The organism is Mucilaginibacter sp. (assembly GCF_965200995.1).
GTDB lineage: Bacteria > Bacteroidota > Bacteroidia > Sphingobacteriales > Sphingobacteriaceae > Mucilaginibacter.
The window spans coordinates 2,354,551-2,369,432 of sequence record NZ_OZ241743.1 but is presented as its reverse complement, the minus strand read 5'-3'; the positions used below and the strand labels follow the sequence as shown (position 1 = coordinate 2,369,432).

Below are 14,882 nucleotides of genomic sequence, written 5' to 3'. Positions count from 1 at the left end.
ACAGGCCATACAGATGAACATCTCTGTAACCCCACCCTTTGGGTACCTCAGGGCGACATTGTTTAAGGCAAGAGATATTAAAACCACTGACACCAATGTGTCAGCGTTCACGGGTGTTCACGCGCGTTCACGGTGTTCACACCACCGTGAACGTGAACACTTAGAACGCTCATTTTCAGTATTATACCTGTTCACGGCCTTTTTTTATTGACGGCGATTGACAATGATGCGCACTTTATTGACAATAATCAGCACTTTATTGCTGATTATGGATGATATGAGGCATTTTTGGCTAAATCCGGACGAAATTATCAAGGTAAAAAAACTCCCTGCCCTCCCGGTGGGATAGGATATCTCTATTTATTGATTCAACAAACGAAGCACGTCAATTTTGTCCTGCCCTAACTGCTCCTTCAAGGCCTCCAGGCCGTTAAACTTCACATCGTGCCGCACAAAGTGATGAAAGTTGAGGCGTACAACCCGATTATAGATGTCCTCGTTAAAATCAAAGATATTAACCTCAATATTGCGCGTCATGCCATTAATGGTAGGCCGGTGGCCGATATAGGCCATACCCTGATAGCTATTTGTATTAATTTCGACAGTTACTGCGAATATGCCATCGGCAGGGATGAGTTTGTAATTTTCTGGCACCTGCAGGTTGGCGGTAGGATAACCTAATTGCCGGCCAATCTGGTCGCCGCGTATCACTTTGCCGGTTATAAAAAAAGGATACCCTAAAAACGCATTGGCCGTTTCAACCTCTGCATTCAATAAGGCGTTGCGGATACGGGTTGAACTAACGGCTACCTCATTGATATCCTGCTCAGTAATTTCGTCAACAGTAAAACCGTATACCGGTGCAGCAGCCTGCAGTTCATTTAATCCTCCCTGGCGGTCTTTGCCAAAGCGGTGATCGTAACCAATCACCAGCGTTTTAGCGCCAATTTTATTGACCAGTACCTCACGGATATATTCATCGGCCTGCTGGTTAGAAAAATCGCGGGAGAAAGGTGTAATAATCAGGTGATCGATACCTGCCTGCTCCAACAGCTCCGCCCGTTCGTTAATGGTGTTAATCAGCTTTAAATGTTCATCTTCGGGCTGCAAAATCATCCTCGGGTGCGGGAAGAAGGTAAGCAGCACCGTTTCGCCGCCGGTGGCTTCGGCCCGCTGCTTCAGGTCATTAATAATCTTGCGGTGCCCAAGGTGTACACCATCAAAAGTACCAATGGTAACTACGGCATTCTTTACCGGCTTAAACTCATCCAGATGATGATAGATGTTCATATATTGAATGTAAGGCTAACCTTAAAGCGCAAAAATAGTTTATTTCTGTATTTCAGGCTCAACTTTTAAACTGCGGATAAGCGCCACCAGTTCCATAACCTCCCAGGCATCGTCTACCTTAAAATCGCCGCTGCGTGTACGCCGCAGGCGCGACAGGTAAGCGCCGCTACCCACGGCCTTACCAAAATCATGCGCCAGGGAGCGGATATAAGTACCTTTGCTGCATACTGCCTTAAAGTCAACTTCGGGCAACCCGATACGAGTTAACTCAAATTCGCTGATGGTTACGTTGCGAAAACGTAACTCTACTTCTTCGCCACGGCGGGCTTTTTCATATAAGCGCTCACCATTAATTTTGATAGCAGAATGCGGCGGAGGCAACTGCTGTATATCGCCCACAAACTGCTTTGTGGCCTCCTGCAACTGCTCCGCTGTAATATGGCTAATGTCAAACTGCTGGTCAGGCTCGGTTTCCATGTCATACGAGGGTGTGGTGGCCCCTAAGGTAATGGTACCGGTATACTCCTTTTCCTGCGCCTGAAAAGTATCAATCTGCTTGGTGAGCTTACCGGTGCACACAATGAGCAGGCCGGTAGCTAATGGGTCGAGTGTGCCGGCGTGGCCTACTTTGAGTTTAAGCGGCTTAAAGGCATTACGTACCTTGCCTACAATATCAAAACTGGTCCAGCGGTAAGGTTTATTAATCAGCAGCAGTTCGCCTTGTATAAAATCGTCGGGAGTAAAATTTCGCTTCAATGGGATAAAACAATAAAAGCTGTAAAGATACAGCTTTTATTGTTGAAGTGTTTTCAGGCAAATGGCTTACAGCACCAGGTGCCCGGTATAATACAGCCCGATGATGAACAAACCGGCAACAATGCGATACACCCCAAACAGCCTGAAGCCCTTGCGTTCTAAAAAGGTGATAAATGTACGGATAGCCAGTAAAGCTACGATAAAAGCAATTATGCTCCCTATAATCAGGTATTTAATATCCTGATGCAGTTCTTCGGCAGGCATGTTGCCGTGCTTGTAAAAATCATACATATCCTTTAGCGTAGCACCAAACATAGTAGGCACTGCCAAAAAGAAAGAAAACTCGGCAGCAGCCTTACGGCTCAGCTTTTGCGACATACCGCCAACAATAGAGGCTGCCGAACGCGAAACACCCGGTATCATGGCTAAACACTGAAATATACCGATTTTGAAGCCGGTTAAGTAGCTGATGTCTTTTTCTTCCTTAACCACCGGGCGGTTAAACCACTTATCTACAAATAGCAGGATTACCCCGCCAATTACAAAGGAATAGGCTACAACTAACGGGCTTTCCAGCAATTGGTCAATATGCTTTTTGAACAGCAAGCCGGCAATTACAGCCGGTATTACAGCAATTACCAGCTTGATATAAAAATCAAACGAGCGAAAGAAGCGCTTAAAGTAAAGTACCACTACTGAGAGAATGGCGCCCAGTTGAATCACGATCTCAAACAGCTTTACAAATTCATCTTTACCAATGCCCATCATGGCGCTGGCCACTACCATGTGCCCGGTTGATGATACCGGTAAAAACTCAGTAAGCCCCTCAATGATGGCCAGTATAATTACATGAAACAAACTCATATTTTGGCAGCAGGCTTTTTTAGTATAGCATAAAAGCCCAGCGCAAAACCGGCAAGCACTACAACAGGCGCCAGTACAATTTTGGTATTGCTATAAATGTCGGTGTTACCGCTCATTAACATGAAACCCAGGGCTACCACTATAATGCTAGCGGCCAGCAGCTGATAATTAGCTTTGTTAAACACAAAGCTCACCGGCTGCTGTGGCTCGGCTAAGGGCTTGGCCATGCGGGGGGGTATTACAGGCCGGGCAGGCTTATTAAATTGTTGTGCCATAAGTTTTATCGGTATAAATCGTAAATTTTTAAACGTAAGAAGCGGTTTACAGCCAGCCATGTACTAAAAGCAGAAATAAATATGCCTAAGCCTACCACCAGCAAAAATACAATGCCAAACTCGGTGTAATTTTGCAGCACTACCAAATCAGGTATCTGGCGAGTGGCAAAATACAATGTACCCATCAGGATAACGATGGCAATAAGCGCTCCAAGCAAACCGTGCCAGATGCCGTACAACAGGAACGGCTTGCGGATAAACCCTTTGGTAGCGCCTACCAGTTGCATGGATTTGATCAGAAATCGCTGCGAGAATATAGCCAGCCTGATGGTGTTATTGATCAGTGCAATGGAAACTATGGCAAATATCCCTGCAAATACCAAAATAATAAGGCTGATAGAACCGATGTTCTTATTCATCATCTCTACCAGTGATTGCTGATATTTCACCTCCTTTACCAGCGGATTTTTCAGCAATTGTGCACTAAACTTGCTTAAGTCAGTATTATTGGCATAATCAGCCTTAATATATACATCAATGGATTGCGACAACGGATTAACGCCCAAAAAACGCACAAAATCCTCACCCAGATCTTTTTGCAGATTGCGGGCGGCCAGTTCCTTGCTTACATACTGGCTTTGCTTTACATAGGGATTGGAGTCTAACTGCTTTTGCAACTGCAGCACATCGGTTTCGCGGGCGCTTTCATCCACAAATACGTTTACCACCATGTTTTCTTTAATATAGCGCGACAGGTTATTGGCGTGTACCAGTATCAGCCCCAATAAGCCCAGCATCAGCAGTACCATAGCAATACCAAATACCGTAGAAATGTAAATGGTTTTTGTTTTTTTGGCCGCGGTACTTGCTTCAAATTCTTCCATAAGTAACTAATGAAGTGCGAAAATAGCAAACGCGGTTTAAAGGTAAAATTAAAAACATCTTTATTGGCAGCCTTGTGGCTGTTTTAACAGAAATTAACTTTTGCATTGGTACGCAATAACAGGTGTCAAAACAAATTACAGCTCCGGCTTGTCCATCTTTATGTCAACAAAATTTACTTACTTTGTAAGTTGAATATTCATTCAACCCATTCTAATATAACGTATGCAAGTACCTGCCGGCACCCTGTTGCAGCGCATTAATTCGCCTGCTGATCTGAAGCAGTTGAGTGAAGCTCAGCTGGAAGAAGTTTGCCGCGAACTGCGTCAATACATTATTGATGTAGTATCGGTTAACGGGGGGCATTTCGGCGCAAGCCTGGGCGTGGTAGAGCTTACAGTTGCCTTGCATTACGTTTTAAACACCCCTTACGATCAGCTGGTGTGGGATGTAGGCCATCAGGCTTACGGCCACAAAATATTAACCGGCCGGCGCGACGAGTTTCATACCAACCGCATCCTGAACGGACTGAGCGGTTTCCCTAAACGCGGCGAAAGCATTTTTGATACGTTTGGCGTAGGCCATTCGTCTACCTCTATCTCTGCTGCTTTGGGTATGGCCGTAGCCTCACATTATAAAGGCGAGGATGACCGGCAGCATGTAGCGGTAATAGGCGACGGCGCCATGACGGCAGGGATGGCTTTCGAAGCCCTTAACCATGCCGGTATCGAAAACTCGAACCTGCTGGTGGTACTTAATGATAACAACATGGCTATCGACCCCAACGTGGGGGCGCTGAAGGAGTACCTGACCGATATTACCACCTCAAAATCATACAACCGCTTTCGTGATGATATTGCCTATGTGCTGAACAAACTCTCAGCCGTTGGCCCTGATGCATTTAAGATTGCCAAGAAAATAGAAAAAAGCATTAAAGGTACGCTGCTTAAACAAAGTAATTTTTTTGAAGCACTAAAATTCAGGTACTTTGGCCCCATTGACGGGCATGATGTAAAGCACCTGGCTAAAGTACTGCGCGACCTGCGCGATATACCTGGTCCAAAGCTGCTGCACTGCATTACCGTAAAAGGGAAAGGCTATGCACTGGCCGAAAAAGATCAAACCAAATGGCACGCTCCCGGTTTATTCGATAAGATTACCGGCGAGATTAAAAAAGTAGTTTACGACAAGCCACAACCGCCCAAGTATCAGGATGTATTTGGCCTGAGCATAATTGAACTGGCGGAGCAGAATCCCCAAATTATGGGCATTACGCCTGCCATGCCCTCCGGCTGTTCACTTAATTTGATGATGAAGGCTATGCCTAACCGCGCGTTTGATGTAGGTATTGCCGAGCAACATGCCGTTACCTTTTCTGCCGGGTTGGCCACTCAGGGATTGATCCCTTTCTGTAACATCTACTCCAGCTTTATGCAGCGGGCCTATGACCAGGTGATACATGATGTAGCTATACAGAACCTGAATGTAGTGTTTTGCCTTGACCGCGCCGGCTTTGCCGGTGCCGATGGCGCTACTCACCATGGTGCTTATGATCTGGCTTATATGCGCTGCATTCCTAACATGACGGTTTCAGCACCGATGAATGAGGAAGAGTTACGCAATTTAATGTATACTGCCCAGTTACCGGGTATGGGGCCTTTTGCTATCCGCTATCCGCGCGGTAATGGCGTTATGATTGACTGGCAGCGGCCCTTTAAAGCTATACCGGTAGGCAAAGGCCGCAAGATAACCGACGGTGAGGAAATAGCTATATTAACTATTGGTGCCATAGGCAATGAAGCAGTAAAGGCAGTAGGCCTGCTGAACCAGCAAGGTTACTATCCGGCTCATTACGACTTACGCTTTGCAAAGCCATTAGATGCTGCCTTATTACATGAAGTTTTCACTAATTACACCAAAGTAATTACCGTTGAAGATGGTTGCCTGCAGGGTGGTATGGGTTCGGCAGTACTGGAATGGATGGCTGACCATAAGTACAATGCGGAGGTGATGCGCTTAGGCATACCCGACCACATTATTGAGCATGGCGAACAACCCGAGTTATGGGCCGAATGCGGTTTTGATGCTAATGGTATTACCGCTGCGGTGCAGCAAATGGGTATGGTTAAGCAAAAACATATTATTGCTTCTTAACCGCAACCGGCTTGCTCTTTGCCAATGGCATCATTTATTATTCAGGCAACCTGCTTATATGGGTTGCTATTTTTTTGAACACTCATTTCCAGCTTCTTTGTTTCAGAAGTTATAACTTTATTTTCTGCCTGCCGTATACATAGCTATTAAATTCATTAATAAGCTATATCAAATTCGGATATGAACTTTGGGGAACCAGGACTATCAAACTGAACTTTTTATTGCAACCGATTAATCCACTGTAAGTAAACCAAGTCTTACGATTACAACTAATTAATTAACAGCGCATTGGCAAATCTTTATTTAAGCCAATCAAACATACCTATATGCTGAAATGAGCTTAGTGCAGGGAGATAAAGTTTTTGATAAGCATATGGTTGATGAAGTAATCAGCCTGATGCAACAGATGGTGAGCCGCTACATGCGGTTTAATGTTACCTGCCACAAACTGCGGTTTTACGCGCCTGATTATTTTGCTGAACAACTGATGTTTCATTATCATGACCATGCGCCGAAAGGATTGAAGCTAACAGAATCGGGGTTGACCGCCTGGGGTGCAGAGGTGCATACTGGTTATGAAAATAAGGTAATCTTATTTTGCCCGCATCACGTTCCCTCGCAGCATAGCCCGGTTATAGAAATCAGCCGGTTTGGCAGCGGCAACATGGTTATCACGCACAGGGAGTGATAAAAATCCAATCACGCTCCGTTACACAATGAATTATTTTATCGCTTGTACTTTCAAAACAAAAACGGCGCCTGCAGGCGCCGTTTTTGTTTTGAAATATTAATGTGGCTACTAATGGCTCTTGTAACTGGCCAGGTCATTATACAGATTACGGAACGAACTGCGCAGGCCAATGGTCAGCATTGCTGTCTTATCGTTAAAGGCAGCGTTCTTTTCGTTACGTATTATTCCGCCCAATTCAATACGTAAATTATACTTAGGATTAAGCAGGTAAGCTACCTTACCTTCAACAAATACCATATTGGTGGTTAACCCCTGTCCAATGTAGTTACCAAAGCCCTTTGCAGGTTGTGTGTACAACTGAAATATATCCTTACCAAAATTGCGGTTTTCCTGATCTAACCCGTAATGGCCATAGTCTAACTCGCCGCTGAAATCAAAGCGTTTGTAAGAATAATTTAACAACCCTACCACCTCCCTGAAGTTAGCGCCAAAGGGATGTGCCAGCGGCTCGCCGTTGTTAGAGTAGTTGTTAATTATAGTTTGCTCCTGGTAGGTATAAGGTTTAGCTCCGTTGTATTCGATAAGGTAATTAAGGGTTTTTACCTTAAACAGATCGGCACCACGGAAACCAATTTGATAGGAGTATTTATTGCGGCTGCTGCCATTGCTGGAAAAAAAGTTTTTGGCTTCAAATTCATCTAACCCAAACTGGCCATAAGCTGTTATACCATTGGTAATTTTGTACTTACCGGTAAATCCGATCAAAGCATTATCAGGCGACCCGTCAGTAGCTTCAACCGGGCGCAAGAACTGTAATGGATTGAGGTAGGCGAAGTCAAAGCCCCGCTTATGATACTGGTCATCCATGTCTGCCCAGATTACGTTATCAAAGAAACCTAATGATACCCGGTTGCTCACGTTCCAGTCCAGGTAATGGAATACACCCCATTTACGGCGGTTACCATACTGATAAGAAGGCTGCGTGGCACGCGGATCATTCATATATGACCACATCGCCATATATCTTACATTGCCTAACGTAGCAGTAACCTTAAGAAAAGGCATCGGCGCTGAAAAGTCAGACAATAAGATAGACCGGTAGCCATCCCCTATAAAGTTCTTATCATTACCCAACGCAATGTTTATGTACTTTACTGGTGTATATGATAGTAAAGCCGTAACATAAGACCAATCCTTTGTGCTTTGCCGGCCAAATTTACGGTCATACGCCTGGCCGCTTACAATGCCGGTTTGGTTTACATAAGTGGAATAATATTCGGGAAACACGCCCTGATTTTCAAACCCGCTGGAATAAAAATAGAATTTTTTACCAATGGTTCCGCCAACCTGGTATCCCCTGGTATTAAGCCAGGTATTGCGATGACCTGAAAAATCCCGGCCTACTGTAAGATCAGGAAGGTAATCCACAAAAAAAGTATAATCATCTTTGCGCACATCTACCAAATGCTCCTGAAACAATTTACGGTGTATCCAGCCACGGCGGCGGGTGCTGTCTACCCCCATATTCATCAACCTGGTATAATGGTCTACCAGCGCACTGTCATCTATAAAAAACGGCTTGAGAGAAGTATGCAGCCTTGTATCAGTGGAATACAGATCGCTGTTCAGCTTTTGGTAGAACTGGTATGAATATGGCTGATAAATAGCCTGTGCATAACCGTTACCGGCTAATGCAAAAATGATGACTAAAACGAGGTAAATTCTTTTCATAGAAGATTAAGATAAGCTAACTATTCAAAATAGTTAAGTGTGGTAAAGCCGCCTTTACGCAAGTACTCGTCTTTTTGCATCAGGTGCAAATCGGCACTCATCATGTCGGCAATCAATGATTTCAAGTCGTATTTAGGTACCCAACCCATTTTTTCGTAGGCTTTGGTAGCATCGCCAATTAACAATTCTACTTCGGTAGGCCGGTAATATTTAGGATCTATCCTTACTACGGTTTGCCCGAACTTAAGGTTAGCGACATCAATGCCCAATTCCTGCAAACGATCGGTATCGGTATCAATAATTACACCCCGCTCCTGCTCATCCCTACCGCTAAATTCTATTTCAATGCCCAGCTCAGCAAAAGATAACCTGATAAAATCACGCACGGTAGTGGTTACGCCGGTGGCAATCACAAAGTCTTCCGGCTTATCCTGTTGCAGCATCAGCCACATAGCTTCTACATAATCCTTGGCATGGCCCCAGTCGCGCTGTGCCGACAGATTGCCCATATACATGCAGTTTTGCAGCCCTAAAGCAATTTTGGCAGCGGCACGTGTAATTTTGCGGGTAACAAAGGTTTCGCCGCGCACCGGGCTTTCATGGTTAAACAAGATGCCATTACAGGCATACATACCATAAGCCTCGCGGTAGTTTACCACAATCCAGTAACCATACATTTTAGCTACCGCGTACGGAGAGCGCGGATAAAATGGTGTAGCTTCTGATTGCGGCACCGCCTGCACCAAGCCATACAGTTCGGAAGTTGATGCCTGATAGATACGGGTTTTGTGCTGCAGCCCCAGTATACGTACAGCTTCCAGTATGCGCAGTACGCCTATACCATCGGCATTGGCCGTATACTCGGGTGTTTCAAAACTCACTTTTACATGGCTCTGTGCGGCCAAATTGTAAATTTCGTCGGGCTGTATTTCCTGAACAATGCGAATCAGGTTGGTAGAATCGGTGAGATCGCCGTAATGCAGTTTGAATTTTACATTCGGCTCATGCGGATCATGATACAGATGATCAATACGGTCAGTGTTAAATAAGGAGGACCGGCGTTTAAGGCCGTGCACCTCGTATCCCTTTTTTAGTAAAAATTCGGCTAAGTAAGCGCCATCCTGACCGGTAATCCCTGTAATTAAAGCTTTTTTCATATTGGCTGCCGGGCTTTGTGCCCGGCCAGGGTACAAAACTATTTAATATTTGTACAAATACGATAAACAGGTTCAGAAGGATTCTTTTTTCCTTTTTAAAACCTTCATTAAAAATTCGCCGTAGCCGCTCTTTACCAGCGGCGCAGCAATAGCCTGCAGTTGTGCAGCATCAATAAAGCCCATGCGGTAAGCAATTTCTTCGATACAGGCGATTTTTATGCCCTGCCGCTCTTCAATTACCTGCACAAACTGACCAGCCTGCATTAGAGAAGCAAAAGTGCCGGTATCTAACCAGGCGGTGCCCCTGCTCAGGATACCCACCTTCAATTTGCCTTGTTCAAGGTAAGCTTTATTGATATCGGTAATCTCATATTCGCCGCGGGGAGATGGCTTGATGCTTTTGGCAATGTTAATTACCTCATTATCATAAAAATACAATCCTGGTACGGCATAGTCTGATTTCGGCTCCTCCGGCTTCTCCTCAATTGAAATTACATTTTTATGCTCGTCAAACGCTACCACTCCATAACGCTCCGGGTCTGATACTTGATAAGCGAATACAATACCGCCATCGGGGTTGCTGCTTTCCTGCAACAAGTGCGAGAGGCCATCGCCATAAAATATGTTATCGCCCAGCACTAAGGCTACTTTATCGGTGCCAATAAAATCAGCCCCGATAATAAAAGCCTGCGCCAGCCCATCCGGCTTCTCCTGGATAGCATACTCAAAGCGGCAGCCAATGCGCGAACCATCGCCCAGCAGCTTCTTAAACTGCGGCATATCATGCGGTGTAGAGATAATCAGGATTTCGCGTATACCGGCCAGCATCAATACCGATAACGGGTAGTAAATCATCGGCTTGTCATATACCGGCATCAGTTGCTTGCTTACTGCTAAAGTAAGCGGGTGCAAACGCGTGCCGGAACCGCCGGCCAAGATAATTCCTTTCAAAACAGAGGTTTTTAGGGTGAACGTTGATTAAAACAGTACTAAAGTAGCAAAAAGAATTAAATACCGGCCAGTGTTTCCTCCAGCTCCTGGTACCAGGCGGCACCATATTTACGGATAAGCGGCTCTTTTAAAAATTCATGCACATGTACTTTTAGTTCATCGCCAAAGGCACACGCCGGGCTGCAAATGTGCCAGCGGTCATAATGCAACACATCAAATTCGGGATAAGTAGTAATGCGGATGGGGTATAAATTGCAACTGATGGGCTTGCGCCAGCTTACATCGCCATTCTCCCAGGCTTTTTCGATAGCGCACTTGGTAATGCCGTTTTCCCAGGTTACATAAGCGCATTCCTTGTTGGTATCTACGCAGGGGGTGGTATAATCGCCTTCAAAATCGGTAACATGGGTACCTTCGCGTTCTACGGTGGCAATTCCCTTGTCCGTCATATAAGGTTTTACCTTGGGATAAATTTCTTTCAGGATGCCCAGTTCATCATAGTTAAGCGGGGCACCAGAATCGCCTTCCAAACAGCAGGCGCCTTTGCAGCGGTTCAGGTTGCATACAAAGTTTTCGGTAACCACATCTTCATGCACCAGCACGCTTCCAACCTCAATCATCTTTTGTAATAATTATTTATGTAAGGGGATTAACGGATATTTCAAGCCTTTGGCACTGGTTAATTCCATGGTAAGGCTGCCTACCACCACCTCTACATGCGCTTTTACCGGTATGCGGTTCTCATCATCGGTAATCCATAAATACAGCTTACTTTTCTCTTTGAAAATGCGGCCCGGTAGAATGGTAGGATTAAATTTAAGACAGTTGAATTTACCTAAGCTGCAACTTACCTGCTCCTTACCCATGTAGGTGATACCCAGCGTATGGGTACTGCCATCTAAAAAATACGCTAAATTAAAATTTTGCCCGATACGCATTTTTGAAACATCCAATGTACGGGCAAAAAAATAAGCCGACGGAAAATCAAACACCTGCCCATCAAGCGGGTAGGTACCATTCTTATTGGTTACTTTATTGCTCTTACGGTCAAAGGTTACCTTATCACTGTGTTTCCAGCTGCCTTCATGACGGTTTTCGGCATATTGGTAAGGCAACAATGTAGTTTTATCAATCCAGGTTTCATAACGGTTGCGCACTTTATAAAACACGTCGAAGCTGCCGGCAGTCTGGCCATCGGCAATAATATGATATGCCGGATGGCCTTCAAAGCGTGTATCCGATTCCTCAACCCGCAAATGCACCTCAGCTGCGGTTAATAAGCCATACTTTAAGCGATAGCTCAGTTGTTCGCCAGCCTGAAAAACAGGCTCCTGCTTTTTCACCAGTTCCTGTGCTGCCAATCTGTTTATTCCTGCCATCAACAGCAGGAATAAACTATAGGTGTACAGCCTTATCATTCAGTCTTTACGTTTATAGATAGGCACTGTTGAACAAGGCTCGCCAAACATCAGGCTTTTGGCAACCGGGGTTAACCTTTTGGTAAGCTCTACATAAGCAGAAGTAGGTACCGGCGTATCACCGCAACCCTTTAACACAATACGCTGGTTACGGTATTGCTCAAAATCGGCTTTGGCCAATTCTTTTTCGAACAATACAGTTTCCAGCACGCCGGCATCACCAAATACCACCTCGCGGGCATAAGGCGCCAGCCGGTTGGCCAGCAGCATATAGGCCCAGGCCGGTACAATAGCATCGGCTGTACAGGTGACCCCCACATTTTTACCTTCATATTGCGCCCAGTCGTGCTGCTTTACAAATTCACGAAAATCCTTTTCACGCAGAATAAGCTCCATATACAGGTTATCCTTTATGTCATAAATCACCCGCTCACCTGCCGGGTAAAAAGCAGCCGGATCAAGCGTAACGAGATTACTCTGGGCTACTTTATTAATGATGTTTTCCTGAATATCCATAAAAGCTTAAAATAAAAAATCCGGAAACAGGTATAACGCTGTTTCCGGATGCAAAATTACTTTAAAATTGGCTATAAGAACTTGGCGCGGTAATCTTTTACATTCGCCTTATCTTTCAGGGCCTCAAAAGCCTGACTGCCGGTACGCTGTACAAATGCACCCTGCAATTGCTCACGCTCACGTACTGTGTTGGTTAACGGTGCAGGGTTGGTAAAGCTTTCTACAGTAAAAGCGTAAACGCCATAATCGCCCGCTACAGGCTTTGATAGCTTATTTAAAGCCGAACCAAATGCTGTACCTATTACCTTATATTCAATACCTGTACCAGGAATTACCGGGTTGGCTGATACTACATTTTGTACTGGTGTTACTTGTACACCTGCTTTCTGTGCAGCCTGCTCAATGCTTGAAGCACCGTTTAAAGCGGTTTGCAGTTTGGCTGCCAATTGTTTACCCTTTAGCATTTTAATTACCTCGGGTTTGATCTGCTCTTTCACATCTTCCAGTTTAGATTCGCCCTGCGGTTTAATGGCAGTTAAGCGGGCTACCACATATTGGTCACCTACAGGATAAACCTGGTCTGATACATCACCTTTTCCGGCTTTGTTAAAAGCCCAGCGTATTAAGTCGCGGGCATTGTCTAACCCAGGCACAGCAGCGGCAGTACCGGTTACATCAGCAGCTTTCTTTATAGCGTAGCCCCCCTTTTTAGCTATCTGGTCGAAATTATCGCTGTTTACACCGGCAATAAAAGATTGCGCCTTGTTATAAGCAGCCGATTGTGTAGCATTACCCGGCGTAATTGGCTTATCTACTACAGCCACCTTTACCACTTTTGATGACCCTTTCTGGTCTTCAATCTGGATAAGGTGCACACCGAATTGCGAGGTTACAATTTTATATTCGCCTTTAGCACCATTAAATACGGCATCTTCAAATACAGGTACCATAGCACCACGGCCAAACGTACCCAGCTCACCGCCCTTTTCGCCTGAGGCTTTATCTTCAGAATATGTTTTAGCCAAATCAGCAAATGATTTGCCGCCTTTAATTAAGGTTTCCAACGAGTCAGCCTTTGCACGGGCTTTATCCACGCCGCCTGTGGTAGTTGGATTGATAAGAATATGACGTGCTTTTACAGAATCCGGGCCTACGCGCTCATCTATCAATTTGGCAATTTTGTAAGAACCATTTGAAACGTATGGGCCGTAAACAAAACCTTTAGTGGCGGTAAACATTACCGAATCCAGCATGGGATCCAGCTGGCCCTTCTTTTGATAAACTGCCGGCGTTTTTGTTTCGGCGTTGATCTGCACAAAAAGTGAATCGTTAGTATCAGTTTTAAAACGGGCAGACAGCTGACCCATCTGCGTTTTTAAAGCCGTAGTATCTGATTTTGAAGCAGCACCGTTAAAGGCAACATACTCAAAGCTGCGCAGTTCCTGCTGGTTTTTAAACATCCCTTTGTGCGCATCAAAGTATTCCTGATAATCACTGCTGCTTACCTCTATCTTGCTGTCTGGCAAAGAAGAGTAATTCAGGGCGATGTACTTAAAGTTTACCAGTTTATTTTTAGCCAGATAATCATCTTTGGCATCCAAATCATTGGCAAATAAACCGTTTTGAACAAGGGAAATATATTTTTCAGCTCTGCGCTGCTCAATCTTCGGCGTAATATAGGCATTCCACTGCTGTAAGGTTGGGTCATCTTTTTTAGCGGTGCTTACCCGGCTCAGGAACTGGTTAAAACGGGCATCATCCAGTTTACCGGTTTTCGGGTCGCCGAATGCCTGCATCAGTTGCTGGTCAGGGGTATGCACAATAGCATTAATTTCAGCTTCTCCTACGCTGATGCCCAGTCTTTCCATCTCGCGGTTAAGTATAGACTGGCTGATGTATTGATTCCAGGCATTTTCCTGTATATAAGTGGTAAACTGCGGGGTAAGGGTGCTTTGGCCGGATTGCTGCATAAAATTCTGCGTAGCAGCAGCTATCCTTTTCTGGTACTCATCATAACCCAGTGTTTCGCCGGCTACCTCACCTACGGCATTACGGTCGCCGTTCATGAATGATTTACCGTAGGTAATTACTTCGCCTGCAATAAATGCAAACAGCGCAAGCCCGATAACGATCACCAAAATCAAGCCCATCCGGTCGCGCAAAAAACTCATTATACCCATACTGTCCTATATAAAAT

The 14,882-nt window shown here is 45.0% G+C and carries 14 protein-coding genes; 2 read left to right on the top strand and 12 right to left on the bottom strand.

What is annotated here, in order from left to right; genetic code table 11:
* Nucleotides 1-360 precede the first annotated feature (360 nt).
* From ACY652_RS11120 to ACY652_RS11100, 5 genes are all read right to left on the bottom strand, one after another.
* Entirely contained in the window at nt 361-1,290 is a 930-nt protein-coding gene (locus tag ACY652_RS11120; RefSeq protein ID WP_462264445.1) for a bifunctional riboflavin kinase/FAD synthetase, read from the bottom strand.
* A gap of 39 nt (nt 1,291-1,329) precedes the next feature.
* Complete coding sequence (gene truB, locus ACY652_RS11115) at nt 1,330-2,046, bottom strand: tRNA pseudouridine(55) synthase TruB (protein ID WP_462264444.1); 717 nt, start codon at nt 2,044-2,046, stop codon at nt 1,330-1,332.
* A 66-nt stretch (nt 2,047-2,112) separates the two neighbouring features.
* Entirely contained in the window at nt 2,113-2,910 is a 798-nt protein-coding gene (locus ACY652_RS11110) for an undecaprenyl-diphosphate phosphatase (RefSeq protein ID WP_462264443.1), read from the bottom strand.
* Nucleotides 2,907-3,185 carry a DUF3098 domain-containing protein gene (locus ACY652_RS11105; protein ID WP_462264442.1) on the bottom strand — a complete coding sequence of 93 codons (279 nt, stop codon included), beginning with the start codon at nt 3,183-3,185 and terminating at the stop codon, nt 2,907-2,909. Before ACY652_RS11105 ends, ACY652_RS11110 begins: the two co-directional genes overlap by 4 nt.
* A 5-nt stretch (nt 3,186-3,190) precedes the next feature.
* A complete protein-coding gene (locus ACY652_RS11100) occupies nt 3,191-4,069 on the bottom strand; it encodes a cell division protein FtsX (RefSeq protein ID WP_462264441.1) in 879 nt (292 codons plus the stop codon).
* A gap of 223 nt (nt 4,070-4,292) precedes the next feature.
* Here ACY652_RS11100 and dxs point away from each other — a divergent pair, with 223 nt between their 5' ends.
* Both dxs and ACY652_RS11090 read left to right on the top strand, forming a co-directional pair.
* Nucleotides 4,293-6,221 (top strand): 1-deoxy-D-xylulose-5-phosphate synthase, encoded by a 1,929-nt coding sequence (gene dxs, locus ACY652_RS11095; RefSeq protein WP_462264440.1) that lies wholly within the window; start codon nt 4,293-4,295, stop codon nt 6,219-6,221.
* Nucleotides 6,222-6,555: 334 nt separating this feature from the next.
* Nucleotides 6,556-6,909, top strand: coding sequence for a hypothetical protein (locus ACY652_RS11090; RefSeq protein ID WP_462264439.1), 354 nt, complete (start codon nt 6,556-6,558; stop codon nt 6,907-6,909).
* A 111-nt stretch (nt 6,910-7,020) separates the two neighbouring features.
* Here the strand turns inward: ACY652_RS11090 and ACY652_RS11085 are convergent, their stop codons facing one another.
* From ACY652_RS11085 to ACY652_RS11055, 7 genes are all read right to left on the bottom strand, one after another.
* Complete coding sequence (locus ACY652_RS11085) at nt 7,021-8,643, bottom strand: gliding motility protein RemB (protein WP_462264438.1); 1,623 nt, start codon at nt 8,641-8,643, stop codon at nt 7,021-7,023.
* A 20-nt stretch (nt 8,644-8,663) separates the two neighbouring features.
* Nucleotides 8,664-9,800, bottom strand: coding sequence for a GDP-mannose 4,6-dehydratase (gene gmd, locus ACY652_RS11080; protein WP_462264437.1), 1,137 nt, complete (start codon nt 9,798-9,800; stop codon nt 8,664-8,666).
* A 72-nt stretch (nt 9,801-9,872) separates the two neighbouring features.
* The gene (gene rfbA / locus ACY652_RS11075) at nt 9,873-10,751 is read right to left on the bottom strand and encodes a glucose-1-phosphate thymidylyltransferase RfbA (RefSeq protein ID WP_462264436.1); all 879 of its coding nucleotides are present in this window, start codon (nt 10,749-10,751) and stop codon (nt 9,873-9,875) included.
* 56 nt (nt 10,752-10,807) lie between these two features.
* The gene (locus tag ACY652_RS11070) at nt 10,808-11,371 is read right to left on the bottom strand and encodes a DUF3109 family protein (RefSeq protein ID WP_462264435.1); all 564 of its coding nucleotides are present in this window, start codon (nt 11,369-11,371) and stop codon (nt 10,808-10,810) included.
* A gap of 12 nt (nt 11,372-11,383) precedes the next feature.
* The gene (locus ACY652_RS11065) at nt 11,384-12,130 is read right to left on the bottom strand and encodes a DUF3108 domain-containing protein (RefSeq protein WP_462264434.1); all 747 of its coding nucleotides are present in this window, start codon (nt 12,128-12,130) and stop codon (nt 11,384-11,386) included.
* A gap of 39 nt (nt 12,131-12,169) precedes the next feature.
* Nucleotides 12,170-12,685 (bottom strand): DUF2480 family protein, encoded by a 516-nt coding sequence (locus tag ACY652_RS11060; protein WP_462264433.1) that lies wholly within the window; start codon nt 12,683-12,685, stop codon nt 12,170-12,172.
* 71 nt (nt 12,686-12,756) lie between these two features.
* Nucleotides 12,757-14,856: a peptidylprolyl isomerase gene (locus ACY652_RS11055; protein WP_462264432.1), complete on the bottom strand. Its 2,100-nt coding sequence runs from the start codon at nt 14,854-14,856 to the stop codon at nt 12,757-12,759.
* Nucleotides 14,857-14,882 lie beyond the last annotated feature (26 nt).